Source organism: Nonomuraea sp. H19, assembly GCF_052068215.1.
Taxonomy (GTDB): domain Bacteria; phylum Actinomycetota; class Actinomycetes; order Streptosporangiales; family Streptosporangiaceae; genus Nonomuraea.
Genome location: NZ_JBQHCV010000016.1, coordinates 213,821 through 239,136 on the forward strand (window position 1 = coordinate 213,821; position 25,316 = coordinate 239,136).

Below are 25,316 nucleotides of genomic sequence, written 5' to 3' on the forward strand. Positions count from 1 at the left end.
GAGATGGCGGGTTCACGACAAGTCGGGATTTAGCCACACTAATCTCATGGACAACACCTGTTCAGGATGACTAGGAATTCGGTATTCGTGCTTACCGATTCTTTGGAGGTCGTCCATGCCGCGTGGGTTGGGGCGAGCGGGGCGCGGGCGGCGGCGGACGGCGGTGGCCGTCTGCCTGGCCATGGCCTCCTCGTTGCTCTCGGTTCCCGGCGCACACGCATCGGCCGCGCCGCCCGTGACGTTCACGGGCGGCGCGGCGAGCGACGAGATCACGCTGATCACCGGTGACCAGGTGCGGGTGCGGCCAGTGGACGGCGAGCACAGCACGGTGACGGTCACCCCCGCACCGCGGCAGGACGGCTCCGTGCCGACGTTCCAGGTGCTGGAGGCGGACGGCGCGGTCACCGTCATCCCCGACGACGTCGCCGCCCTGGTCCCCGAGCGGCTCGACAGCGCGCTGTTCAACGTGACCGAGCTGGCCGAGCAGGACTACGGCGCCGCCATCCCGCTCATCCTCACCTACACCGGGAACGCGACCAAGGCCGCGATCCCGCCGATGCTCTCCAGCGTGCGGCCGGTCCGCACGCTGGAGAGCATCGGCGGCGCGGGCGTGAGCGTGGCCACGGCGGACGCGGCCCGGTTCGGCGCGGAGCTGGCCAGGCTCGCCGCCCCCCGAGCGCGCTCCGCCGGCCCGCTGGCCGGCGTGTCGAAGATCTGGCTCGACCGCAAGGTGGAGCCGGCGCTGGAGCGCAGTGTGCCGCAGATCGGCGCCCCGGAGGCGTGGGCCGCCGGGTACGACGGCACCGGCACGACCGTCGCCGTGCTCGACACCGGCGTGGACGCCACCCACCCCGACCTCGCGGGCAAGGTCGCCGGCCAGCGCGACTTCGCCGGAGAGAACGTCACGGGCGACCCCCACGGCCACGGCACCCACGTGGCGAGCACGGTGGCCGGCGCAAAGGGTGTCGCGCCCGGTGCGAAGCTGCTCAACGGCCGCGTACTGGGCGCCGACGGCTACGGCCGGCTGTCCTGGATCATCGACGGCATGGAGTGGGCGGCCGGCGAGAAGCGGGCCGAGGTCGTCAACATGAGCCTCGGCAGCCGCGAGCCCGGCGGCCCGCTCACCGACGCGGTGTCCCGGCTCACCGAGCAGTTCGGGACGCTCTTCGTGGTGGCCGCCGGCAACGACGGCTGCGACCAGTGCGTGGGCGCCCCCGGCGACGCCCCCGAGGCGCTGACCGTGGGCGCCGTCGACCGCGAGGACGAGCTGGCCCCCTTCTCCAGCAAGGGCCCGATCACCGCGGGCCAGGCCGTCAAGCCCGACGTCACCGCGCCCGGCGTGGAGATCGCCGCCGCCCGGCCCGGCGGCGGCACCGCCACCCTGTCGGGCACCTCGATGGCCACCCCGCACGTCGCCGGCGCGGCCGCGCTGCTGCGCCAGGCCCGCCCCGGCCTGACGGCAGGCGAGCTGAAGTCCCTGCTCATGGCCACCGCCAGGCCAGGACAGGACATCCCGGTCGACGCGCAGGGCGCGGGCCGCATCGACGTGGCCGCCGCGCTCAAGGGCTCCGTCGTGGCCGCGCAGGGCTCGCTCACCTTCGGCAAGCTGACGCCGGGCGAGGAGAAGAGCCTCACGGTGACGTACCGCAACCTCGGCCAGGCCCCCGCCGAGCTGGCGCTGACGAGCGGCGACGCGGTCACCGTCGAGCCGGCCGAACTCACCGTGCCCGCGTCGGGGACGGCCGAGGCCAAGGTCACGATCAAGGCCGCCGCGCCGGGCCGGCTGCGCCAGGAGCTGACCGCCGCCATCGAGGGGAGCGCCCCCGTGCGCACCCTGCTGACGGGCAGCGTCGAGGAGAAGCGGGTGGAGCTGCGCGTACGCGGCATCGCCAGGGACGGCCGCACCGGCCGTGGCGGCTTCACCGTGCTCAACCTCGACGAGGGCACCCTGGTCGGGCGCGTGCTCCCGGGAGACCCGGCCCAGCCGTGCACCGACCAGAAGTACGGCACCGGCACCTGTCTGCTCGTCAAGCCGGGCACCTACTCCGTGCTCGGCCACATCTTCACCATGCCCGCCACCCAGGACAGCACCACCGGCGGCAAGCCGCTCAACGAGAGCCTGCTCGGCGACCCCGAAATGGAGATCACCGACAACACCGAGGTCGTGCTGGACGCCCGCAAGGCCGTCGAGGTGCGGATCGAGACGCCCGACCACAAGACCAAGCGGAACACGGGCGCCGCCGCCGCGCTCATGTGGTACCGCACCGGCGAGCGCGGCACCGCGCTACGCGGCGGCACCACCATCTCGCCCGGCGCGCAGATCGAGGAGCGGCTGTTCGTCCAGCCGACCAGGAAGGTCACCAAGGGCACCTTCGTCGTCTCCACCCGCTGGCGGCTGAAGGCCCCCGAGATCGCCTTCACCTCACCAGGGCTCGACCTGGAGCCCGAGTACGTCGATCCGGTCCAGTTCAGCGACTACTCCACCGAGTACCCGCGCCTGGACGGCACCCGGCTGCTCATGGCCGCCGACGTGGGCCGGGGCAGCGCCGCCGAGATCACGGCCCGCGACCTGCGCGGCAAGCTGGCCGTCATCCGCCGCACCGCCGGCGTGCCGGTCTCCACGCAGGCCAACGCGGCCGCGGCCGCCGGGGCCGCGATGGTGGCCGTCTACAGCGACGGGCCCGGCTCCGACGTCACCACGGGCGGCAACAAGGTCAAGCTCGCCGTCCCGACCGTGCGGCTCACCCACGAGGAAGGGCTGAAGCTGGTCGAGCGGCTGCGCAGGCTGCCGGTGCCGGTCGTGGCCAAGGGCATCGCCGCCAGCCCGTACGTGTACGACCTGTACCTGCGCGAGCAGGGCCAGGTGCGCGACGCGCTCACCTACGTGGTCCGCTCCAGGTCGCTGGCCAAGATCGAGACCGGTTACCGCAGCCAGCTCGCCGGCGACGTGACCGTGAACGAGGCCCGGTTCGTCTTCGAGCCGTGGGACACCCTGTCGATCTCCACGAACCACCCGATGGCGAAGACGCCGCGTACCCGGACCGACTACGTCACCCCGGATCCCGAGCTGCGGTGGAGCACGTCGGCGATCAGCCCGGAGCGGTCCTACAACAACATGTGGCCGCACCCGCAGACCCCGAACGTGGCGCTGGCCTCGCCCGACTTCCGCCCGTACGCGGCGGGGGAGCGGGTCGGCCGCACGGTGTTCAAGCAGCCGCTGCTGCCCGGCGTCAACCCGCGCAACCCGATGCGCAGGGAGGGCGACCGGCTGCGGATCTCGATGCAGGGGTTCGTGGACGCCGGCGGCAACTACGGCGAGGCCTACACCACCCCGTACGAGGCCGGACTGAAGACCGACTTCCGGCTCTACCAGGGCGAGACGCTGCTGTGGCAGACGAACTACCTGCCGTCGGGGTCGGGGACGCTGGTGCCGGAGCGGTCCACGTACCGGATCGAGTACGCCGTGAGCAACGCCGCCATCTGGGCCAGGATGTCCACCCGCACCAAGGCCGCCTGGACGTTCAGCTCCGAGCGGGCCGCGCAGGCCACCGTGATCCCGCTGCTGCTGGCCGCGTTCGACGCGCCCGTGGACCTGCGGAACCAGGCCCGCTCCCGCAGGCTCGGCCTGACCCTCCACCACCAGGAGGGCGCGGCGCAGAGCGCGATCAAGGACGTCTCGCTCGAGGTGTCGTACGACGACGGCGTCACCTGGACGCCCGCCCCCCTGCGTGAGCAGGGCCGGCGGAGCTACGAGACGACGCTCGGCCGCGCGCCGTCCGGGTTCGTCTCGCTGCGGCTCAACGCCTCCGACGTCAACGGCAACACCCTGACGCAGGAGGTGATCCGCGCCTACGCGGTGCGCTGAACGCCCGTACCGGGGTGCCGTTCAGAGATCCCAGGCATCCGCCGTGAAGCCCCGGTCGGTGCGGTCGCGGCGGAAGGCGTCCAGCCGGGCGAAGTCCAGGTCGTGGACGGAGACGGCGGCGTCGGGCGGGCCGGTGAAGAAGCCCGTGTGCGTCTTGGGGCAGGGGTTGGCCAGGCCCGTGACCCCGGCGCACGGGTGCCCGTGGTAGGTGGTCTCGTGGTGCCAGTCGCTCACGGCCACGTACGTCATGAACTCGTACGCCCGCGCCACGCTCATGTGCTGCCACAGCTCGCGGGCCGGGGCGGGGCCGTCCCAGCGGGTGACGGAGAAGGCGGGCACGAGCACCGCGTCCAGGCCGTCGCGCCCGGCCAGGCCGGCCGAATACCACAGGTCGGCGCAGAGCAGCACGTGCAGGCGGCGGCCGTGCAGCTCGAAGCCCGCGCTCGGGCGGCCGGGGACCACGCCCGAGCGTAACTCCAGGCCGTACGGGTGGACCTTGTCGTACTCCGCCAGCAGCCTGCCGTCGGCGTCGAACACCGCGCCCCGGTTGACGGCGCCGTCGTAGTGCGAGCCGCCGACGACCGCCATCCGGGCGCCTACGGCCAGGTCGCGCACCCGGACCAGGTAGTCCTCGCGCGGCAGGCTCGCGCCGGCCAGCTCGGGCAGCAGCATCACGTCACCGGTGCGGGTGGTGACGAGCCGCTCGATCGCGTCGAAGTTGGCGTGGCCGTCGGGGGACCAGTGCGGGGGCTGAACCAGGAGGATCTCCATGCGGGGGGTCATACGGTCCTCGATCGTTGCGTGGTGGTTCGCAGCAGCTCGGCCCAGAGGTCGTCGGTGGGGATCGGGGCGCCCGCGACGAGGAGGCGGTTGCTCGCCACGACCAGCGCGACGTCGCGGCCGGGCACGAAGCCGATCGCGGAGCCCACGTGGCCGGGGTGGCCGAGCACGGTGACCGTCTCGCCCGCCAGGTCGAGGCCGTGCCGGCGAAAGCCCAGCGCCTGCTCGGGGTCGGGTCCCGGGGTGAAGAACTCCCGGGCGACCTCGGGCCGCCACAGCCGGTCGTGTTCTTCGTACCGGGACATCGCGGTGCAGTATTTGAGCAGGTCGGGCACGGTCGAGAAGAGCCCGGCGTGCCCGGCGACCCCGCCGAAGGCGTGGTAGGCGTTGCCGTCGGCGACCTCTCCGGCCACCGGCTCGTAGCGCCAGCGCGCGAAGTCGGTGCTGCGGTAGGGGACGGGGTACGGCCGCCCGGTGTCGAGCATGGTCATCTCGATCCGGTCGTCCAGGGCGCTCATGGCCACCTCGGAGCCCGTCGGGCGGGCGTACGTGGTCTGGGTGAGGCCGAGCGGCCTGGTGACCAGCTCGGCCACGGCCCGGTCCAGCCGCAGCCCGGTCGCGGCCGTGACGATCTCGCCGAGCAGGATGAAGCCGAGGTCGGAGTAGTGCCGGGCGCGCCCCGGACGGTAGCGGGGCGGCGGCTGCCGCGGCTGGATGTAGAGCGGCCACCACTCCCACAGCCCGCTCCGGTGCAGCAGCAGGTCCCGCACGGTGATCGCTTCGTAGGACCGCGGCAGGTACGCGCTCAGCGGCGCGTCCAGGTCCACGAGCCGGTCCGACACCAGGCGGATGAGCGCCGTCGTGGTCGCGACGATCTTCGTGACCGAGGCGAGGTCGTGGTAGGTGTCCAGGGTCATGGGCGCCTCGCCGACGCGCTCGCCGTCCTCCGTCCAGTGCACGGTGCGGTTCCCGGTGCACTCGGTCAGGTCGAACCACGGGGTACGGGCGGCCATGACGAGGCCGGCGGGCGCGTTCGCCGGGGTCTGCTCTTGCGGTGCGCTCACGAGGGCCTCCCCGGCGGCCCGGCGATGCGGCGCGAGCTCAGCACCAGCGAGCGCGGCGGCTCGGCGAGCGGCGTGGGCAGGACGAGCGGTCCGGCGCCCGGCGTCAGCGTGCCGAGGACGCGGGGGGCCCGGGCGCCCGTTCCCCCGGGCACGGTGCCCGGTAGTCCGTGCGCGGTCAGCCAGCCGATCAGGGCGAACGCGATCGCCTCCTTGTCGTCGGCGGGCGCGCCGTAGTCGTCGGACGGCGCCACCTCCACGCCGGGCAGCGCGGCCCGCAGCCCATCCATGATCATCGGGTTCCGGCAGCCGCCGCCCGAGACGACCAGCGCCCCCACCCCGGCGGCACGGACGTCTCGCGCGACCGTGCGCACGGTCAGCTCGGTCAGCGTCGCCACCAGATCGGCATCACCGATCGCCTCGGCCGCCGCGCTCGCGGCGCCGGTCGCCGCCGGGCCGGCGTCTTCGGCCCGCAGGCCCGCCTTCGCCACGGCCGCCTCCACGTACGCCAGGTGGAACAGCTCCTTGCCGGTGCTCTTCGGCGCGGGCAGCCGATAGTACGGCTCGTCGAGCAGCACCTCCAGCAGCCGCGCATCGACGCGCCCCGCCGCCGCGATCGCGCCTGCCTCGTCGAACCCCCGCGCGTTCAGCCCGCGGCTCGTCACCACGGCGTCGATCAGCGCGTTCGCGGGCCCGATGTCGTAGGCGTACAACTCGCCCTCGCGCACCACGGTCATGTTCGCGATGCCGCCCAGATTGAGCGCCGCGGCCCCGCCCGCGCGTCCGCCCAGCAGCAGCCCGTCCAGCACGGACACCAGCGGAGCCCCGTGCCCGCCTGCCGCGATGTCCCGGACGCGCACGTCCGACAGCACGGGAACGCCGGTCCGCTCGCCGATCCAGGCCGGCTGCCCGATCTGCAGCGTGCCCCGCGCGTGCGTGTCCTCCACCCAGTGGTACACGGTCTGCCCGTGCGAGACGATCAGGTCGACCGGCCCGCCCGCCGAGATCGCGGCGGCGGCGGCCGTGGCGAAGCTCTGCCCGATGAGCGTGTCGAGCACGCACACCTCAGCCAGGGTGGTCTGCGCCGGCGGCAGCGCCGCGATCAGCCGGGCCCGCAGCTCGGCCGGGTACGGCGTGCTCGCCGTGTACCCGACCCGGCCCTCCAGCACGCCCCCGGCGAGCGCGAAGTCGACGGCGGCGACGTCGATCCCGTCGTGCGACGTCCCGGAGATCATCCCGAGAACCCTCATGCCGGCTCCTCAGAGCAGTGGATCACAAATTACGCAGACCCTACCCGCTGCAAGTCCTCCACGATTTCACAGGCCGGATTCACCTGCGGTTCACCGGCTGTCTCTACCTTGTAGGCCCATGAGCTGGAAGTACCGGGCCAACGCGACGCTCGAGGGCCTGACCGGATACACCGTGACGCGACGCCTGCGCAAGGAGCCGCCCAAACCGCCGCCCAAGCCCCCGCTGGAGCTCCAACGGCTCCCCGGTGACACGGTGCGGCCGCCCGCCGACCCGGTGCACGACCGGCTGCTGCGCGAGCCCGTCTTCCTGCTGTCGTCCGTACGGTCCGGGTCCACGCTGCTGCGCGTCATGCTCAACAGCCATTCGCGGGTGCACTCCCCGATCGAGACGCACTTCAGGCGGATGACCGTCGGGCTGGGCACCGATCCTGTGCGGCAGGCCATGGAACTGCTCGGCCACACCCACAGCGACATCGAGCACCTGGTCTGGGACCGGCTGCTGCACCGGGAGCTGAGCCGCAGCGGCAAGCCGATCCTGGTGGAGAAGACGCCGAGCAACGTCTTCGCCTGGCGGCGCATCGCGACCTGCTGGCCGGACGCGCGTTTCATCTTCCTGCTGCGCCACCCGATGTCCATCGTGCAGTCCTGGCACGAGGCCGACCCGGACAAGCGGCCCATGGAGGAGGCCGTGCCGCGCACGCTCAGCTACATGACCTACCTGGAGGAGGCGAGGACCCACCTGGAGGGCCTGACCATGCGGTACGAGGCCCTCGTCGCCGACCCGGAGGCGGAGCTGCGCCGGCTCTGCCTGTTTCTCGGCGTCGAGTGGGAGCCGGGGATGCTCACCTACGGCGACAAGAACCACGGCGCGTTCGTTAAGGGCATCGGCGACTGGCGGGACAAGATCCGAACCGGCACCGTGGTCGCGGGCCGCCCGCTGCCATCGCCTGACGAGGTGCCCGAGGAGCTGAGGGACATCTGCCGGAAGTGGGAGTACATGCCTTGAGAGGCGTAAGGTTGCAGGTCTGTGACAGAGTTCGCCTGTCATTTGCCCGCTATTCGCCACGGGCTCCGATATCTTGCCCATCGTGATCAATGGGCCCTCGCGCCGTGCATTATTCGCCGGAACCCTCGCCAGCTTCGCCATGCCGGCCGCCGCGGCGACAGGCGCCAGTGACGGGCTGCCGTCGCGCCCCAACATCGTCGTCATCCTGGCCGACGACCTGGGCTGGGGCGAGATCGGCAGCCAAGGGCAGCGGCTGATCAGCACACCGAACCTGGATCGGCTGGCGGCCGAGGGCGTGCGCTTCGAGACCGCGTACTCGGGGGCGCCGCTCTGCGCCCCTTCCCGCAGTGCCCTGCTCACCGGGCTGCACGCGGGCCACGGAACGGTCCGCGAGAACCCCGAGGGCGGGCCGCAGCGCTCGCTCACCGACGCCGACCTCACCTTCGCCGAGCTGCTGCAGCTGTCCGGCTACCGGACGGCCTGCATCGGCAAGTGGGGCTTCGGGCCCGAGCTGCCCGGCCAGGCCTCGCACCCGAACGCGCGCGGCTTCGAGGAGTTCTTCGGCTACATCGGCCACGCCCACGCCCACCAGTACTTCCCCCAGTACCTGTGGCACAACGGCACGAAGGTGCAGCTCGGCGGCCGGTCGTACGCGCCCCATCTGTTCCGCCGGCGGGCGGTCGACTTCATCCAGGAAAGCGGCGACGACCCCTTCCTGCTGTACTTCGCCAGCACCCTGCCGCACGCGCCGAGCGTCATCCCCGGCGACGCGGGGCCGTACGAGGACCGTCCATGGAGCGGGCCCAACCGCCGGCACGCCGCGCAGGTGGCGCGCCTCGACGCCGACGTCGCCGCGCTGGTGCGCGCGCTGCGCGGCGCCGGGGTCGCCCGGCGCACGCTCGTGCTGTTCACCAGCGACAACGGCCCGCACAGCGAGAAGGGCGTGACCCCCGAGCTGTTCAACTCCAACGGCCCCTTCCGCGGCGACAAACGCGAGGTGTACGAGGGCGGCATCCGTGTGCCGCTGATCGCCTGGTCGCCCGCGTTGCGGCCACGCGTGGTGAAGCAGCCGGTGGCGTCGTGGGACGTGCTGCCGACCCTGGCGGATCTGGCCGAGGTGCCCGTGCCCGGCAACCTCGACGGGCTCTCCTTGCGCGGCCTGCTCACCGGCGCGAGCGCGCCCAAGCACGACCACCTGGTGTGGAACCGGCCGCGCAAGGCCCAGGCCATCCGCCGCGGCCGGTGGAAGGCGGTCAGGTTCGCCCCGAACATCTCCGGCGCCGGCCCCGAGGGCCGGATCGAGCTGTACGACCTGGCGACCGACCCCGGGGAACGGCTCGACCTCGCCGCCGCCCGGCCGGAGCTGGCCGACGAGCTGCTCGCCACGCTGGACGAGTCGATCGGCCCCGACCCGCGCCTCCCGTACGGGCTGCGGACGGAGATCACCGGCAACGAGGTCGTCGTGACCCTGCACAACGGGTCGGCCGTGCCATGGCGCGGGGTCAGGCTGGGGCTCGACGGGCCGCGCCGGGCCGGCGCGCACCCGGTGCCGCAGGTGGACCCGGGCGCCGCGATCACCGTCGGCTTCGCCCTGCCTGCCGCGAGCCGGCGCCGCGTCGTGGTCCGCGCCGACTTCGAGGCCGACGGCAGGGCGCACACCTTCCGCAAGGCCCATCGGCCGAGCGCCGGCGCGCTCGACATCGACGCCTGAGCGGGGACGTCCTCCCGCGCGCCCCGACATGACGTGGAGCCCTCACTCGAACGCGGCAAATCCAGTCAAAGTTGACCTTCTTGTGGCTAGAGTAACCAGATCTAGACAGAGGGACACATGATGAACTTGATTTCCCGCGCAGAGTGGGGCGCGAAGAAGCCGACCGCGGACTACACCCGCCTGTCCTCGACCAAGGGCGTGAAGATCCACTACACCGGCGGGAAGGTCGCCGCCGATCTCGCCGAGCCCGGCAACCACGACCGCTGCGTCGAGATGGTCCGCGACATCCAGGCCATGCACATGGCGGGCGGCCGCGGCGAGCGCTACATCGACATCGGCTACAGCATGGTGTGCTGCCCGCATCGGCGCACGTTCATGGGCCGCGGCGCGCACGCTCTTCCCGCCGCCAACGGCGCCGGCCTCAACTCCGGCCACTACGCGGTGCTCGCGCTGGTCGGCAGCTCGGGCTTGACCGAGCCCAACGACGACCTGCTCAACGCGCTCGTCGACGCCATCGAATATCTGCGCGAGCGCGGGGACGCGGGCCGCGAGGTCAAGGGGCACAGGGACGGCTACGCCACCTCGTGCCCCGGGGACCCCCTCTACGCCTGGGTGCGCAAGGGCGCCGAGCGCCCCTGACCCGCACGACTCAGGGCAGGCATCCGACGTGGGCCAGGGCCTGCTTCAGCAGCACGCCCTGCCCGCCGGGCATCTCCTGCTGCACCATCGGGGACGCCGCCTCCTCGGGCGTGAACCACACCAGGTCAAGGGCGTCCTGCCGGGGCCGGCAGTCGCCCGCCACGGGCACGATGTAGGCCAGGGACACGGCGTGCTGGCGCGGGTCGTGGTAGGGCGAGACACCATGCGTGGGGAAATACTCGGCCACGGTGAACGGCTGCGGAGACACGGGGACGCGAGGCAGCGCCACGGGACCGAGATCCTTCTCCAAGTGGCGCATCAACGCGTCGCGGATCCGCTCGTGGAGCAGCACGCGGCCCGAGACGAGCGCCCGGCTGACCGTCCCGTCCGAGGCGATGCGCAGCAACAGGCCGACGCGAGTGACCGCGCCGGTCTCGTCGACGCGCACCGGCACGGCGTCGATATACAGGATCGGCAACTGGCCGCGCACCGATTCCAGCTCTTCAGGGGAAAGCCAACCGGGCGTCGTCTCGGTCTTTTCGGTCATTGGCTGATCGTACGTCCCCGGGTTCCGCGCTCGTGCCGGACCCCGCCCGGAAGGGCACGTCCGGCCAGCCAGGACGCCGTGCAGACGAACAGCACGATGCCGAGGAAGGGCAGATATTCGGCGACTTTCCGGCTCATGTGAGTTCACGCTCCGCTCTCGCTCGGGCCAGCCGCCTCCGCTGCGGCTGCACGGTGTACTTCGGGTCGTCGGCCGACTCGAAGCCGGCACGGAAGATCCCGAACCGGGTGCACGCCGACCCCGCCAGCAGGGCCGCGCCCGCCGCGACGGCCGCGACCCTGCTGCGCCCGCCGAGGGCGATCCCGGCCAGCGCGCCCGCCAAGGACAGCGCCTCGCCCGCACGCAGCAGCCTGCTGCGCTTGAGCGGCTCGGCCAGCGGTCCCAGCCGCCGCTCCATCCGGGTGGCGGCGGCGCACTCGGCGACCGCGCCGAGCAGCGCCGCCCGGCGGGCCGGACCCGCCTCGGCCGGCGGCGCCGCCAGCATGCCGAGCCCGCCGGCCGCCGCGGCGGCCGAGCCGGCGAACAGGAACGGCATCTCGCGGTACCCCTCGTGCCAGGCCGGCACGGCGGTGTCGCAGATCAGGGCGGCGGTGTAGGTGGCCAGCGCCGGTCCGGCCAGCCCGGCCCCGACCGTGGCGGCCCGGCCCAGCCTCGGGAACCGGCCCGTCACGGCGGCGGCCGCCGCGCAACCGGCCTGCGGGCCGTAGGCGGTGATGATCCAGGTGCCCACGCTCATGGGCGAGGTCACCTTGAACACCCGCAGCATGTTGATGAACCGCTCGGGCCGGCCCAGGTCGTGGATCAGCGCGTACAGCGACCCGCCCAGCGCGCACACGGCCCCCGCCTTGCTCACCGTGGCCAGGCGCGGCCGGCCGGTCAGCTCGGCGGCGGCGGCCAGCGTGGAGGAGGCCCCCGCCAGGCCGCCGAGGAACAGGTAGCCGGCGATGTCGGCCCCCTGCCAGGTGGGCTTCTTCAGTATCGGGCGCCCGTAGTAGGAGTCGTAGTCCCGCTCCGGCGCCACGAGCCGCCCGCGCCTGGGGCCCGCGGAGCCCGGCGTGGCCTCGCGCTCGGTCCGCAGTTGCGCCGAACCGTCCAGCCTCACGTCCGTCTGGCTCACGTCCGTCTGGCTCACGACGACCGCCTCCGCCAAGCGTTGCCGGCCGACCGCCCCAACGCCGCCGCCGCGCGTGCCCCCGCCGCCGCGCGTCCCGGCGGGGCCGGGCGTCTCGGCCACGTCGCCGCGGCCACGCCCGCCAGCAGGGCGAGGGCGGCGACCCCCGCGTGCCGCCACATCGACGGCAGGTCCCTGGTGGTCACCACGGGCTCGGGCGGCAGGCCGTACACCTCGGGCTCGTCGAGCAGCAGGAAGAACGCGCCCGTGCCGCCCACCCCGTCCCCGGTGTCGTGCCCGTACAGGCGGGCGGACGTGACGCCGGACGCGCGCACCTGCTCCAGCCGCCGCCCGGCCCGCTCGCGCAGCTCCTCCAGGTCGCCGAACTGGATCGAGTCCGTCGGGCACGTCTTGGCGCAGGCCGGTTCCTGACCGGCGCCCAGGCGGTCGTAGCACATCGTGCACTTGGCCACCGTGCCGCTGCTCTCCCGCTTGCCGATCACCCCGAACGGGCAGGCGGGCACGCAGTAGCCGCAGCCGTTGCACACGTCCTCCTGCACCACCACCGTGCCGTACTCGGTGCGGAACAGCGACCCCGTCGGGCATACGTCCAGGCAGGCCGCGTGCGTGCAGTGCTTGCACACGTCGGAGGCCATCAGCCAGCGGAAGTCCAGATCGCCGAGCCCGGGCTCCTGGTGCCCCATCGGCCGCCGCTGCTCGATGAACGCCACGTGCCGCCAGGTGTCCGCGCTCAGCTCTCCGGTGTTGTCGTACGACATGCCGGTGAAGGCCAGGCCGCCGTCGGGCAGGGCGTTCCACTCCTTGCAGGCCACCTCGCACGCCTTGCAGCCGATGCAGATGCTGGTGTCGGTGAAGAACCCCACCCGGCCGGAGCCGATCGCCTCGTCGAGGTCGAAGGCCATGACGCTCACGCCTCCATTCCCGTGTCGCCGGTCACGCCGGCCCGCCGCCGGTAGGACACCACCAGCTCGGTCAGTGCCGGGCCGCGCGGCCGGCGGCCCGGCCGGATGTCCGCCGACAGCGCCTTGACCTCCTGGATGTGCGAGTTGGGGTCCAGCGCGATCGCCGACAGCTCGTTGGCCGCGTCGCCCCTGGCCAGGCCGTTGTGCCCGAAGTGGAACGGCAGGCCGATCTGGTGCAGCACCCGCCCGTCCAGGTGCAGCGGCGCGATCCGGTCGGTGACCAGCACCCTGGCCTCGATGGCACTGCGCGCCGTGATGATCGTGGCCCAGTCGCCGTGCACGAGCTCGCGCTCGGCGGCCAGCTCGGGCGAGACCTCGCAGAACATCTCCGGCTGCAACTCGGCCAGGTACGGCGTGTGCCGGCTCATGCCGCCCGCCGTGAAGTGCTCTGTCAGCCGGTACGTCGTGACCACGTAGGGGTAGGCCGAGGCCCCGGGCTCGTCCCCGCTCGGATGGTAACGGTTCTCCTCGTGCGGATAGATCTTGCGGGCCGGGTTGCGCTGGTGCCCGTACAGCGGGTTGGCCACCGGCGAGTCCTGCGGCTCGTAGTGCGTCGGCAGCGGCCCGTCGACCAGCCCGGCCGGGGCGAACAGCCAGCCCTTGCCGTCGGCCTGCATGATGAACGGGTCGATGCCCGACAGCGCCGCCACGCCCTGCGCCCCGGGCGGCGGCCGGTAGCCGGGGCTCTTGCCCGCCTCGAAGTCGGGCACGTCGAAGCCGGTCCACCGGCCCGCGCCCGGATCCCACCAGACGAGCTTCTTGCGCTCGCTCCACGGGCTGCCGTCCGGCCGGGCCGAGGCCCTGTTGTAGAGGATGCGCCGGTTGGCGGGCCAGGCCCACGCCCATTCGGCGGCGATCCAGTCCTGCTCGGCCGCGGGTTTGCGGCGGGCGGCCTGGTTGACGCCGTCGGCGTACACGCCGCTGTAGATCCAGCAGCCGCAGGTGGTGGAGCCGTCGCTCTTGAGCTCGGTGTAGCCCGGCAGCGGCCGGCCCTGCGCGTCCCGGCCGCTGATCTCCGCCAGCACCGCCTCGGCGACCGGCTCGGCGTTCGCGCCCTCGACCGGGTAGTCCCAGGTGAGGTCCAGCACGGGCGCGTCCATCGGGTCCTGGGAGCCGGCCAGCTTCGCCCGGATGATCCGCCCCAGGTGGTACATGAACCACAGGTCGCTGCGGGCGTCACCCTCGGCCTCGACGGCCTGGTGGTGCCACTGCAGCAGCCGGTTGGTGTTGGTGAAGCTGCCGCTCTTCTCGGTGTGCGCGGCGGCCGGGAGGAAGAACACCTCGGTGCGGATGTCCTCCGTGGCCAGCTCGCCCGTCTCGATCTCCGGGCCGTCCTTCCACCAGGTGGCGCTCTCGATCAGGTTGAGGTCCCGGACCACCAGCCAGTCCAGCTTCGCCATGCCCAGGCGTTGCATCCTGGCGTTCGCGGAGCCGACCGCCGGGTTCTCGCCCAGCAGCAGGTAGCCCTTGCAGACGCCGTCGAGCTGCGCCAGCACCGTGTCGTACGTGCTGTGCGAGCCGGTCAGCCGGGGCAGGTAACCGAAGGCGAAGTCGTTGTCGGGGCGGGCCGCCTCGCCCCACCACGCCTTGAGCAGGCTCACCAGGTAGGCGGGCATGTTCGCCCAGAACCCCTGGTGCGGCGCGTCGGCCCGCAGGAAGTCCCGCAGCCGCTCGTGCTCGTGCGCCTGCGGCATCGGGATGTAGCCGGGCAGCAGGTTGAACAGCGTCGGGATGTCGCTGGAGCCCTGGATGCTGGCGTGCCCGCGCAGTGCCTGGATGCCGCCGCCGGGACGGCCGATGTTGCCGAGCAGCAGCTGCAGGATGCTCGCCGCCCTGATGAACTGCGAGCCCTCGCTGTGCTGGGTCCAGCCCACCGCGTACACGAACTCGGCGGTCCTGTCGGGGCCGGAGTTCTCCGTCAGGTGCCGGCACACCTCCTCGAACAGCCGGCGCGGCACCCCGCACACCCGCTCGACCGTCTCCGGCGTGTAGCGGGCGAAGTGGCGGCGCAGCACCTGCAGGACGCAGCGCGGATGCCGCAGCGTCTCGTCGCGCTCGGGAACGCCCTCCATCGGCGCGCCGGTGCCGCCGTGCACCTCGCCGCGCCCTGGCGTCGCCTGGCCGGTGCGCCGCTGGGAGTCCTGGTCCCCGTCGCCGGCGGGCACGGATGACATGCCCTCGTACTGCCAGCTCTCGTGGTCGTAGGCGCGGCTGTCCGGATCGAAGCCCGAGAACAGGCCGTCCAGGTCCTCGGCGTCGCGGTAGTCCTCGCGCAGGATGGTGGCCGCGTTGGTGTAGTTGACCACGTACTCGCGGAAGTACAGCTCGTTCTCCAGCACGTGGTTGATGATCGCGCCGAGGAAGGCCACGTCCGAGCCCGCCCGGATGGGCACGTGCAGGTCGGCCAGCGCGCTGGTGCGGGTGAAGCGCGGATCCACGTGGATGATCACCGCGCCGCGCGCCTTGGCCTCCATCACCCACTGGAAGCCCACCGGGTGCGCCTCGGCGAAGTTCGCGCCCTGGATGATCACGCAGTCGGAATGCTGCAGGTCCTGCATGAACGTGGTCGCGCCGCCCCGGCCGAACGACGCGCCCAGCCCCACCACGGTCGAGCTGTGGCACACCCGGGCCTGGTTCTCGATCTGCACCACGCCGAGCGCCGTGAGCAGCTTCTTGATGAGGTAGTTCTCCTCGTTGTCCAGCGTGGCGCCGCCCAGGCTGGCGATGCCCATGGTCCTGCTGGTACGCCTGCCGTCCCGCTCCCACTCCCAGGTCTCGCGCCTGGTGGCGATGATCCGGTCGGCCACCATGTCCATGGCCGTGGCCAGGTCGATCTCCTGCCAGTCCGCCGCCCCCGGCGGCCGGTAGAGCGCCTTGCGCTGCCGCCCCGACGCGGTGGTGAGCTGGAGGCTGGCCGCGCCCTTCGGGCACAGCCGTCCCCTGCTGACGGGGGAGTCGGGGTCGCCCTCGATCTGGACGACCTTCTCATCTCGTACGTACACATTCTGGGCGCAGCCCACCGCGCAGTACGGGCACACCGACTTGACGACGCGGTCGGCGGCGGCCGTACGGGCCCGCAGCGCGGCGGTCGCGGCGGACTTCACCGCCGCCCCCCGCCCGGACTTGTCCTTGCCCGTCACCTGCCGCAACAGCGGCCACGCGAACTCCATGACGCCCCCCATGCCCCCTGGTCCCACCCTTGCCCTGCGCGGGCGGCGGAAAACCGTAGCCGCAGGTCAAAGGGGGGTCAGGAGCCGCGGGCGGCCTCATGAGGGAGCTCAGAAGACGCGGGACGCGGCCTCGGCCCACGCGGCGCCGTCGCCGGAGGGCTCGTAGCGGCGCAGCGGCTCGGCGGCGGCGACCAGCGCGCGCATCTGCGCCAGATCCGAGACCAGCCCCGCCGCGCGGGCCTGCACCAGCACGTTGCCGAACGTGGTCGCCTCGGCGGGCCCGGCCACCACCGGCAGCCCGCAGGCGTCCGCGGTGAGCTGACACAGCAGCTCGTTACGCGACCCGCCGCCCACCAGGTGGACGACCTCGACGTCGCGCCCCGACAGCTCCATCGCCTGCCGCACCGCCAGCCGGTGCCCCAGCGCCAGGCTCTCCAGCACGCACCGCACGTACGCCGCCGGCGTCGACGGCGGCAGCTGCCCGGTGCGGCGGCACTCGGCCGCGATCCTGGCCGGCATGTCGCCCGGAGGCAGGAACACCGGCTCGTCCGGGTTGACCACGGCGGCGAACGGCCGCTCACCCGCCGCCGCCTTCAGCAGCTCGCCCAGATCGGCGCCCGGCCAGGCGCGCAGGCACTCCTGCAGCAGCCACAGGCCCATGACGTTGCGCAGGTAGCGCACGGTGCCGTCGATGCCGGCCTCGTTGGTGAAGTTCGCGGCGCGGCTCTCCGGCGTCAGCACGGGACCCGGCAGCTCCACCCCGGCCAGCGACCAGGTGCCGCAGGAGATGTAGGCGAAGGCCGGACCGGAGGCGGGCACCGCCGCGACGGCCGAGGCGGTGTCGTGCGAGGCCACCGCCCTGACCGGCGCCGACCAGCCGATCTCGGCGGCCACCTCCCGCCGCAGCCCGCCGAGCTCCTCGCCGGGCTGCCGCAGCGGCGGGAAGATGCCGGCCGGCAGGCCCAGCTGCTCGATCAGGGGCGACGCCCACGTCCTGCTGCGCACGTCGAGCAGCCCCGTCGTCGAGGCGTTGGTGACCTCGGCGCCCAGCTCGCCGGTGAGCCAGTAGCCGATCAGGTCGGGGACCAGCAGCATCGTGGCCGCCTGGTCGAGCCGGTCGGCCAGCAGCTGGTAGATCGTGTTGAACGGCAGCACCTGCAGCCCGGACACGTCGTACAGCTCGGCCGCGCCGACCGCCTCGGCCACGCGCCCGGCCACGCCGTGCGTGCGGTCGTCGCGGTAGTGCACCGGGTTGCCCAGCAGCGCGCCCGACTCGTCGAGCAGCCCGTAGTCGACCGCCCACGAGTCCACGCCGATCGACGAGACCGGCCCGGCGGCCCGCAGGCCCGTCAGGATCTCCCGGTAGAGGCCCAGGATGTCCCAGTAGAGGCGGCCGGCCACGCGGACCGGGCCGTTGGGGAAGCGGTGCGCCTCGGTCAGCTCCAGCCCGTCGGACAGGTCGGCCAGCATCACCCGGCCACTGGAGGCGCCGAGGTCCACGGCGGCGAAACGGCGGCTCATTGCGTCGACTCCCTCGCGACCAGCTCGGGCTGGAACATGATGTGCTGGTGGGCGTGCGTGTCCGGGTTGTCGCACTCGTCCAGCAGTAGCTCGGTGGCGATGCGGCCGAGCTGGTAGGTGGGCTGGCGCATCGAGCTCAGCGACACCGTCGAAGCGGCGGCGAAGTCGATGTCGTCGTAGCCCATCAGCGCCACGTCCTCGGGCACCCGCACCCCGGAGCGCAGCAGCGCCCGCAGCACGCCGAGCGCGAGCAGGTCGTTGGCGCAGAAGATGGCGTCGGGCAGGGGAGCGGCGATCAGGTCGGCGGCCGCCTTCTCGCCCGCGCGGGCGGTCATCGTCGTCGCCTCCACGACGCGCAGCTCGCCGGGGTCGAGCCCGGCGGTCCGCAGCGCGGCCTTGGCGCCCTCCCGCCGCTCCACGCACTGCCTGATCGTCAGCGGCCCCGTGACGTAGGCGACGTTGCGCGCGCCCCTGGCCAGCAGGTGCGCGACCGCGGCCCGGCCGCCCGCCACGTCGTCCACGGCGACGGCGCACTGGTCGGGCCGGTGCGCCGGGTGGTCGACGAGCACCACGCTGATGTCGCGCTCACGCAACCGCTCCAGCCTGGCCGGGTCCTCACCGGACGGGGTGATCAGCACGCCGCGCACCCGGTGCTCGGCCAGCACCCGCAGGTTGCGGTCCTCCTTGTCCTGGGAGCCGGCCGAGTTGCCCAGGATGACGGCGTAGCCCAGCTCGCTGGCCACGTCCTCGACCCCGGCCGCGACCTCCGTGAAGAACGGGTTGCCGATGTCGATCACGCTCAGGCCGATCGTCCTGCTGTGCCCTGCGCGCAGCGTCGAGGCCGAGCCGTGCCGGACGAACCCCAGCTCGCTGATGGCCGCCTCCACCCGCTCCCGCGTCGCGGGGGCGACTTTGGCGGGCCGGTTCAGTACGTTGGAGACCGTTCCGGGGGAGACGCCGGCGTGCGCGGCGACGTCCTTGATGCTGACCATGGCCATGAGCCCTCATTAAAACGTACAAACGAATCGTTCGCCAGTCGGTGCAGGGGCACAGCGTTGACACGGGCGCGGAGCGGCCCCTAACCTCGCGCGCCGGTAGTAAAACGTTCTATTTCTAGGAGGGCTCGTGATCCGGGCTGCCATTGTAGGCGCGGGCGCCATCGCCGCGCACAGCCACGTGCCCGCCGTGCGGGCACACCGCGACCGGGCCGAGCTGGTGGCCGTGGTGGACGTGGCCGAGGACAAGGCGAAGTCGTTCGCCGCCGAGCACGGGGTGCCGGCGGCGTACCGGGAGCTGGGGGAGATGCTCGAGGCCGAGCGGCCCGACCTGGTCATGGTGTGCACGCCGCCGCACCTGCACGTCGCGCAGGTGATCGCGGCGCTGCGCGCGGGGGCTTGGGTGTGGTGCGAGAAGCCGGCCGCGCTCTCCCTCGCCGAGTACGACCTGATCCAGGCGGAGGAGGGCGCCGCCGGGCCGTACATGTCGGTCGTCTGCCAGCAGCGCTTCGGCTCGGGCGCCGAGCACCTGCGCGCGCTGGGCGGCGCGCTCGGCCGGCCGCTGGTGGCGCTCTGCCAGACGACCTGGCACCGCGGCGACGACTACTACTACGCGGTCCCGTACCGCGGCAAGTGGGCCACCGAGGGCGGCGGCACGACCGTGCTGCACGGCGTGCACCAGATGGATCTCATGCTGTCGGTGTTCGGCGACTGGAGCGAGATCAGGGCCATGGCGGGACGGCTGGACCGGCCGATCGAGACCGAGGACGTGTCGATGGCCATGGTCAGGTTCGCCTCCGGCGCGATGGCCTCCGTCGTCACCAGCGTGCTGTCGCCGCGCGAGGAGAGCTACCTGCGCTTCGACTTCGCCGCCGCCACGGTCGAGCTGCGCCACCTGTACGGCTACCGCAACGAGCACTGGACCTCCACCTCGCCGTTGTGGAACCCGCCGGAGGACGTCCCCAGCAGCCACGCCACCCAGCTGGGCGGGCTGCTCGACGCCTACGAGCGGGGCGAGCGGCCGCCGGCGAGCGGGACGGACGGGCGGCGGGCGATGGAGTTCGTCACCGGCCTGTACGCCTCCGCCTTCACCGGCCGGCCCGTGCGCAGGGAGGAGATCACCCCGGAGAGCCCGTTCTACCATCGGCTGAACGGCGGCATTGAAACCTTCTTCGAGGCCACCGCCACTCCTTGACCTCCAGGGCCGGTCGGGGCCCCTGAATACGCCGATTTCCTCCGCCCTGAGCAGCGGAAATCTGCCCGCCGAGGCGGGTAAGGACTTGTGCGCTCGGGCAGAGGAACGTTTTAATCCCCGGTAAACATCGGCGTAACCCAGCTGTGGGCGCTAACAGTCATGTGAAAGGCAGGCTCATGCCGGATGTCATCGCCTACGGCGGGGACTGGAATCCCGAGCAGTGGCCCGAGGAGACGTGGGAGCAGGACGTCGCGCTGATGCGCGAGGCCGGCGTCAACCGGGTCAGCGCCGGGATCTTCTCTTGGTCGATGCTGGAGCCCGTCGAGGCGGTGTTCGAGTTCGGCTGGTTCGACCGCGTCATGGACCTGCTGGCCGCCAACGGAATCCAGGCCAACCTGGCCACCCCGACCGCGTCCCCGCCGCCGTGGTTCGCCGACGCCTATCCCGAGGCCCTGCCGGTGGACGCCGACGGGCGTCGGCTGTCCCACGGCAGCAGGCAGGGATTCTGCCCCAGCTCGCCGATCTACCGCGAGAAGGCGTTACGGATCGCCGAGCAGGTGGCCACCCGCTACCGGGAGCACCCGGCGCTGGCGATGTGGCACGTGCACAACGAGTACGGCTGCCACAACGCCCGCTGCTTCTGCGACACCTCGGCGGCGGCCTTCCGCGCCTGGCTGCGTACGCACTACGCCTCGCTCGACGCGCTCAACGACGCGTGGGGCACCGCGTTCTGGTCCCAGCGCTACAGCGACTGGGCCCAGATCCTGCCGCCGCGCGCCACCCCCAGCTTCCCCAACCCGGGCCAGCAACTCGACTTCCGCAGGTTCAGCTCCGACGCGCTCGTCGAGCTCTACACCTCCGAGCGCGACCTGCTCAGGAAGATCACCCCTGACGTGCCGGTGACCACCAACCTGATGGCGGGCGCGCACTGGGACATGGACTGCTGGGCCTTCGCCGCCGAGCTGGACGTGGTCTCGACCGACCACTACCTGATCGGGGCGCGTTCGGAGCCGCACATCGACCTGGCCTTCGCCGCCGACTACGCCCGCTCGCTGAACGGCGGGCGGCCCTGGCTGCTGATGGAGCACTCGACCAGCGCCGTCAACTGGCAGCCGCGCAACCTCGCCAAGGCGCCCGGCGAGCTGCGCCGCAACTCCCTGCAGCACCTGGCCAGGGGGGCGGATGGGATCATGTTCTTCCAGTGGCGCGCCTCCCGCGCGGGCGCCGAGAAGTGGCACTCGGCGATGCTGCCGCACGCGGGCCCCGACACCAAGATCTTCCGTGAGGTCGTCGCGCTCGGCGCCGAGCTGGCCGGGCTCGCCGAGGTGGCCGGCAGCACGGTCAAGGCCGACGTCGCGATCCTGCTCGACCACTCCAGCGTCTGGGCCCAGGACCATCCCGCCCAGCCGACCTCGGACCTGGACCCGGTGGAGGAGGCCAAGCGGTGGCACGCCGCGCTCTGGCGAGTCGGCGTCACCTGCGACCTCGCCCACCCCGAGGGCGACCTGACCGGCTACCGCCTGGTCCTGGTGCCCGCGCTCTACCTGGTGAGCGACGCGGGAGCGGCCAACCTGGAGGGCTTCGTCCGCCGGGGCGGGGTGGCGCTCGTGGGGCCGTACAGCGGGATCGTGGACGAGCACGACCGGGTGCGGCTGGGCGGCTATCCCGGTGCCTGGCGCGACCTGCTCGGCGTGAGCGTCGAGGAGTTCTTCCCGCTGGACGGGCCGATCCGGCTCGAGTCGGGGGCGACGGCGAGCGTCTGGAGCGAGGTGGCGCACGTCAACGGGGCCAAGGTCCTCGACACCTACGTCACCGGCGAGCCCGCCTGGACCCGCAACGAGCAGGGCGACGGGGCCGCGCACTACCTGACCACCCGGCTGGACGACGACGCGCTGGCCGAGGTGATGGCCGCGGTGTGCGCCGAAGCGGGGGCGAAGCCCGCCGCGCAGGCCGCGCCGGGCGTGGAGGTGGTACGGCGCTCGCACGCCGACGGCCGGTCCTTCCTGTTCGCGATCAACCACACGGAGGAGGACGCGGTCGTGACCACCCCCGCAGGGCAGAAGGTCACCGTGCCGGCCGGCGACGCCCGCGTCATCCCGGGCTGACGGTCCGCACCGCCGCCCACCGCGCCCGCACCAGCTTCTCCTGTCATAGGGAAAGCGCTTCCCCCAAGGAGCCGTCCCTCCGACCACCCCCCAGGGCGCCCAGCACAGGGCGCCCCTTTCCGCACGGAGGTGCATTCCATGTCCGGAATATCGCGACGAGACGCGTTAAAGGGAATGGCTGCGGCCGGAGCCGCAGTGCCGCTGGCCTCGATGCTGGACTCACCCGCCATGGCGGCCCTCGACGTCCCCGACGTCACCCTGCGCTGGCTGGAGGGCAAGCCCGCCGAGACCCCCGGCACCACCTGGGGCGTCCCCTGGCCGAAGGGCACGGTGCCCAAGGAGCAGGCGTTCGCGCTGACCGCCGCCGACGGCGCCGCCGTGCCGGTCCAGACGTGGCCGCTGGCGTACTGGCCGGACGGCACGCTCAAGTGGACCGCCCACGCCGTGGGCCCCGACGCGCCGGTCGCCGAGACGTACACACTGCGCCCCGGCACCGCGGCCGCCCCCGCCAAAGCGGTCAAGGTCGACGACAGCAAGCAGTACGTGGACGTGGACACCGGCGTGATCCGCGTCCGCGTCCGCAAGAACGGCAGCGAGCTGATCAGCCAGATCTGGCGCGGCGAGACCGAGATCGCCCGCAAGGGCCAGCTCGTCAGCCTCAGGCAAGGCAAGATCGAAGACGGCGACGACCGCACCACCGAGGTCGACTCCTACCTCAGCGACATCGCCAAGGTCGAGGTAGAGCAGTCGGGCCCGGTACGCGCGGTCGTCCGGATCGAGGGCCGCCACACCTCCAAGAAGGGCAAGTCCTGGCTGCCGTTCACGATCAGGCTCTACTTCTACGCCGGGGCGGAGAGCGTGCGCATGGTGCACACGTTCGTGTTCGACCGGGACGGGCAGCACGACTTCGTCGCCGGGCTCGGCGTACGCTTCCGCGTGCCGATGCGGGACGAGGCGTACAACCGGCACATCCGCTTCGTCGGCGACGGCCACGGCCTGCTCACCGAGGCGGTCAAGGGCATCACGGGCCTGCGCCGCGACCCGGGCCTCGCGGTGCGCCAGGCGCAGGTCGCCGGGCAGAAGCTGCCTGACATCGCCACCTGGGACACCCGCGTGAGCAGCCGGATCCACCTCATCCCCGACTGGGGCGACTACACCCTCTCCCAGCTGTCCTCCGAGGGCTTCACGCTCAAGAAGCGCACCAAGAAGGGGTACGGCTGGGTCGCCGTCGACCAGGGCAAGCGGGCCTCCGGCTGCGGGTACGTGGGCGGCACGAGCGGCGGTCTGGCGTTCGGCATGCGCGACTTCTGGCAGCGCCACCCCACCCAGCTCGACATCCGCGGCGCCGCCTCTGAGGAGGCCGAGGTCACCGTCTGGATGTGGTCGCCGGAGGCCGGGCCGATGGACACCCGCTTCTACCACGACGGGCTCGGCCAGGACACCTATCCCGAGCAGATCGAGGGCCTCAACATCACCTACGAGGACTACGAGCCGGAGTTCGGCACGCCGCTGGGCATCGCGCGGACGACCGAGCTGACGTTCTGGGCAGTGGCCGCCACCCCGGACGCCGCGCGGCTCGGGGCGATGGCCGACGCCGTGCGCACGCCGCCGCTGATCATCGCCCCGCCCGCGCACCTGGCCGCGGCCAAGGTGTTCGGCGGCCTGTTCAGCCCGGTCGACCGGGCCACGCCGGCGAAGAAGACGATCGAGGACCGGCTCGACTTCCTCTTCGACTACTACAAGAAGCAGGTCGAGCAGCGCCACTGGTACGGCTTCTGGGACTACGGCGACATCATGCACACGTTCGACGAGGACCGGCACGTGTGGCGCTACGACATCGGCGGTTACGCCTGGGACAACTCCGAGCTGTCGCCCGACCTGTGGCTCTGGTACGCCTACCTGCGCTCGGGCCGGTCCGACATCTTCCGGTTCGCCGAGGCGATGACCCGGCACACCGGCGAGGTCGACGTCTACCACCTGGGCCCGTGGGCCGGGCTCGGCACCCGCCACAACGTCCAGCACTGGGGGTGCAGCGCCAAGCAGCAGCGCATCTCCACCGCCGTCTACCGGCGCATCTTCTATTTCCTGACCGGCGACGAGCGCACCGGCGACCTGATGCGGGCGCTGGTGGACTCCGACAAGACGTTCATGGCGCTCGACCCGCTGCGGAAGATCCGCACGGAGCCGTACACGCCGAATCCCGAGGCCCTGGCCATCGGACTGGGCACGGACTGGAGCGGCCTGGCCGCGGCCTGGCTCACCGAATGGGAGCGCGGCGGCGACCCGATCGCCGAGAAGAAGCTCAAGGCCACGATGCGGACCATCGCCGCGATGCCCAACGGCTTCGTCACGGGCGAGGGGATCTACAACATCAACACCGGCGAGTTCGCCCCGGCCGAGAAGAAGGTCTCGGTGTCCCATCTGTCGGCCATGTTCGGGCAGGTGGAGATCTGCGCCGAGCTGATCGACCTGGTGGACATGCCGGAGTTCGAGAAGGCCTGGCTGCAGTACTGCCGCCTGTACAACGCCAGCAGGGCCGAGCAGGCCGCCGAGACCGGCGCCCACTTCGGCAACCGGACCCTCAAGCAGGGGCATGCGCGGCTGACGGCGTACGCGGCGGTCCGGCTCAAGCGCGACGACCTCGCCGCCCGCGCCTGGCAGGAGTTCGCCACCGGCGACGGCTACGCCCCGAACCTGCCGTGGAAGTCCGAGAAGGTCGCCACCACGCTCAACCCGACCGACGAGGCGGCCTGGGTGTCCACCAACGCCACCGCCCTGTACGGCCTGGCCGCCATCCAGAACCTCGCCCTGGTGGGTGACAAGCTGACCTCATGACCCTGTTCGCCTCCCGGGCCGGCCACATCCCTGGCCGGCCCGCCCCGGCGCGATTGAACGCCGAAGATCCAGATGGATTAAAACGTGTCACCACCCTCACGCCCTGTCGCCGCCGCACGAAGAGCCCGGGACCGCATTGACAGGCGAGCATCAGAAATCATAGTTTCCTGGGCGAAGGATTAAAACGTTTTGAAGGGAGTGCCAGTGCAACGCGTCTGCTTCCTGCTGAAAGTCCGCCCGGAGCGGCTGGCGGAGTACCGCGAACGCCACCGGGAGGTCTGGCCGGAGATGCGCGAGGCGCTCACGCGCACCGGCTGGCACAACTACTCGCTCTTTCTCAGAGACGACGGCCTGCTCGTGGGTTACCTGGAGACCGAAGACTTCGAGGCCGCCAAGAAGGCCATGGCCGAAACCGAGGTCAACGCCCGCTGGCAGGCCGAGATGGCGCCGTTCTTCGAGGACCTCGACGGGCGCCCCGACGAGGGCATGGCACCGCTGACCGAAGTGTTCCACCTGGATTGATC

Annotated in this window: 18 protein-coding genes; 8 read left to right on the forward strand and 10 right to left on the reverse strand. The window is 72.2% G+C overall.

Annotated elements, in window-relative coordinates; translation table 11 throughout:
• Positions 1 to 115 precede the first annotated feature (115 nt).
• Positions 116 to 3,865: a S8 family peptidase gene (locus ACTMTI_RS32675; RefSeq protein WP_441124493.1), complete on the forward strand. Its 3,750-nt coding sequence runs from the start codon at positions 116 to 118 to the stop codon at positions 3,863 to 3,865.
• A 21-nt stretch (positions 3,866 to 3,886) separates the two neighbouring features.
• On the opposite strand, the gene ACTMTI_RS32680 is transcribed toward ACTMTI_RS32675, so the two are convergent.
• From ACTMTI_RS32680 to ACTMTI_RS32690, 3 genes are read right to left on the reverse strand one after another with little or no spacing between them, the layout of a single operon-like run.
• The gene (locus tag ACTMTI_RS32680; protein ID WP_441124494.1) at positions 3,887 to 4,636 is read right to left on the reverse strand and encodes a carbon-nitrogen hydrolase family protein; all 750 of its coding nucleotides are present in this window, start codon (positions 4,634 to 4,636) and stop codon (positions 3,887 to 3,889) included.
• A gap of 8 nt (positions 4,637 to 4,644) precedes the next feature.
• A complete protein-coding gene (locus ACTMTI_RS32685) occupies positions 4,645 to 5,709 on the reverse strand; it encodes a serine hydrolase domain-containing protein (protein ID WP_441124495.1) in 1,065 nt (354 codons plus the stop codon).
• A complete protein-coding gene (locus tag ACTMTI_RS32690; protein ID WP_441124496.1) occupies positions 5,706 to 6,956 on the reverse strand; it encodes an anhydro-N-acetylmuramic acid kinase in 1,251 nt (416 codons plus the stop codon). The genes ACTMTI_RS32685 and ACTMTI_RS32690 overlap by 4 nt, the downstream gene beginning before the upstream one ends.
• A gap of 118 nt (positions 6,957 to 7,074) precedes the next feature.
• On the opposite strand from ACTMTI_RS32690, the gene ACTMTI_RS32695 reads away from it, so the two are divergent.
• From ACTMTI_RS32695 to ACTMTI_RS32705, 3 genes are all read left to right on the forward strand, one after another.
• Complete coding sequence (locus tag ACTMTI_RS32695) at positions 7,075 to 7,962, forward strand: sulfotransferase family protein (RefSeq protein ID WP_441124497.1); 888 nt, start codon at positions 7,075 to 7,077, stop codon at positions 7,960 to 7,962.
• Positions 7,963 to 8,044: 82 nt separating this feature from the next.
• Entirely contained in the window at positions 8,045 to 9,673 is a 1,629-nt protein-coding gene (locus tag ACTMTI_RS32700; protein ID WP_441124498.1) for an arylsulfatase, read from the forward strand.
• Between the two features lie 117 nt (positions 9,674 to 9,790).
• Positions 9,791 to 10,312 carry a peptidoglycan recognition protein family protein gene (locus ACTMTI_RS32705; RefSeq protein ID WP_441124499.1) on the forward strand — a complete coding sequence of 174 codons (522 nt, stop codon included), beginning with the start codon at positions 9,791 to 9,793 and terminating at the stop codon, positions 10,310 to 10,312.
• Between the two features lie 10 nt (positions 10,313 to 10,322).
• On the opposite strand, the gene ACTMTI_RS32710 is transcribed toward ACTMTI_RS32705, so the two are convergent.
• The 7 genes from ACTMTI_RS32710 to ACTMTI_RS32740 all read right to left on the reverse strand — a co-directional run bounded on the left by ACTMTI_RS32710 (position 10,323) and on the right by ACTMTI_RS32740 (position 18,660).
• Positions 10,323 to 10,859: an NUDIX hydrolase family protein gene (locus ACTMTI_RS32710; RefSeq protein WP_441124500.1), complete on the reverse strand. Its 537-nt coding sequence runs from the start codon at positions 10,857 to 10,859 to the stop codon at positions 10,323 to 10,325.
• Positions 10,856 to 10,996: a hypothetical protein gene (locus ACTMTI_RS32715; RefSeq protein WP_441124501.1), complete on the reverse strand. Its 141-nt coding sequence runs from the start codon at positions 10,994 to 10,996 to the stop codon at positions 10,856 to 10,858. Before ACTMTI_RS32715 ends, ACTMTI_RS32710 begins: the two co-directional genes overlap by 4 nt.
• A complete protein-coding gene (gene nrfD / locus ACTMTI_RS32720) occupies positions 10,993 to 12,009 on the reverse strand; it encodes an NrfD/PsrC family molybdoenzyme membrane anchor subunit (RefSeq protein WP_441124502.1) in 1,017 nt (338 codons plus the stop codon). The genes ACTMTI_RS32715 and nrfD overlap by 4 nt, the downstream gene beginning before the upstream one ends.
• Positions 12,006 to 12,911 carry a 4Fe-4S dicluster domain-containing protein gene (locus ACTMTI_RS32725; RefSeq protein ID WP_441124532.1) on the reverse strand — a complete coding sequence of 302 codons (906 nt, stop codon included), beginning with the start codon at positions 12,909 to 12,911 and terminating at the stop codon, positions 12,006 to 12,008. The genes nrfD and ACTMTI_RS32725 overlap by 4 nt, the downstream gene beginning before the upstream one ends.
• 5 nt (positions 12,912 to 12,916) lie before the next feature.
• Positions 12,917 to 16,141 (reverse strand): formate dehydrogenase, encoded by a 3,225-nt coding sequence (gene fdh / locus ACTMTI_RS32730; protein ID WP_441124503.1) that lies wholly within the window; start codon positions 16,139 to 16,141, stop codon positions 12,917 to 12,919.
• Positions 16,142 to 16,249: 108 nt separating this feature from the next.
• Complete coding sequence (locus tag ACTMTI_RS32735) at positions 16,250 to 17,662, reverse strand: rhamnulokinase (protein ID WP_441124504.1); 1,413 nt, start codon at positions 17,660 to 17,662, stop codon at positions 16,250 to 16,252.
• Complete coding sequence (locus ACTMTI_RS32740) at positions 17,659 to 18,660, reverse strand: LacI family DNA-binding transcriptional regulator (RefSeq protein ID WP_441124505.1); 1,002 nt, start codon at positions 18,658 to 18,660, stop codon at positions 17,659 to 17,661. Before ACTMTI_RS32740 ends, ACTMTI_RS32735 begins: the two co-directional genes overlap by 4 nt.
• A gap of 127 nt (positions 18,661 to 18,787) precedes the next feature.
• Between ACTMTI_RS32740 and ACTMTI_RS32745 the strand changes: the two genes are divergently transcribed.
• The 4 genes from ACTMTI_RS32745 to ACTMTI_RS32760 all read left to right on the forward strand — a co-directional run bounded on the left by ACTMTI_RS32745 (position 18,788) and on the right by ACTMTI_RS32760 (position 25,314).
• Complete coding sequence (locus ACTMTI_RS32745; RefSeq protein ID WP_441124506.1) at positions 18,788 to 19,852, forward strand: Gfo/Idh/MocA family protein; 1,065 nt, start codon at positions 18,788 to 18,790, stop codon at positions 19,850 to 19,852.
• A gap of 176 nt (positions 19,853 to 20,028) precedes the next feature.
• On the forward strand, positions 20,029 to 21,957 hold the full coding sequence (locus tag ACTMTI_RS32750) for a beta-galactosidase (RefSeq protein WP_441124507.1): 1,929 nt from the start codon (positions 20,029 to 20,031) through the stop codon (positions 21,955 to 21,957).
• A 138-nt stretch (positions 21,958 to 22,095) separates the two neighbouring features.
• On the forward strand, positions 22,096 to 24,792 hold the full coding sequence (locus tag ACTMTI_RS32755; protein WP_441124508.1) for an exo-rhamnogalacturonan lyase family protein: 2,697 nt from the start codon (positions 22,096 to 22,098) through the stop codon (positions 24,790 to 24,792).
• Between the two features lie 204 nt (positions 24,793 to 24,996).
• Entirely contained in the window at positions 24,997 to 25,314 is a 318-nt protein-coding gene (locus ACTMTI_RS32760; protein ID WP_441124509.1) for an L-rhamnose mutarotase, read from the forward strand.
• Positions 25,315 to 25,316: the final 2 nt, after the last annotated feature.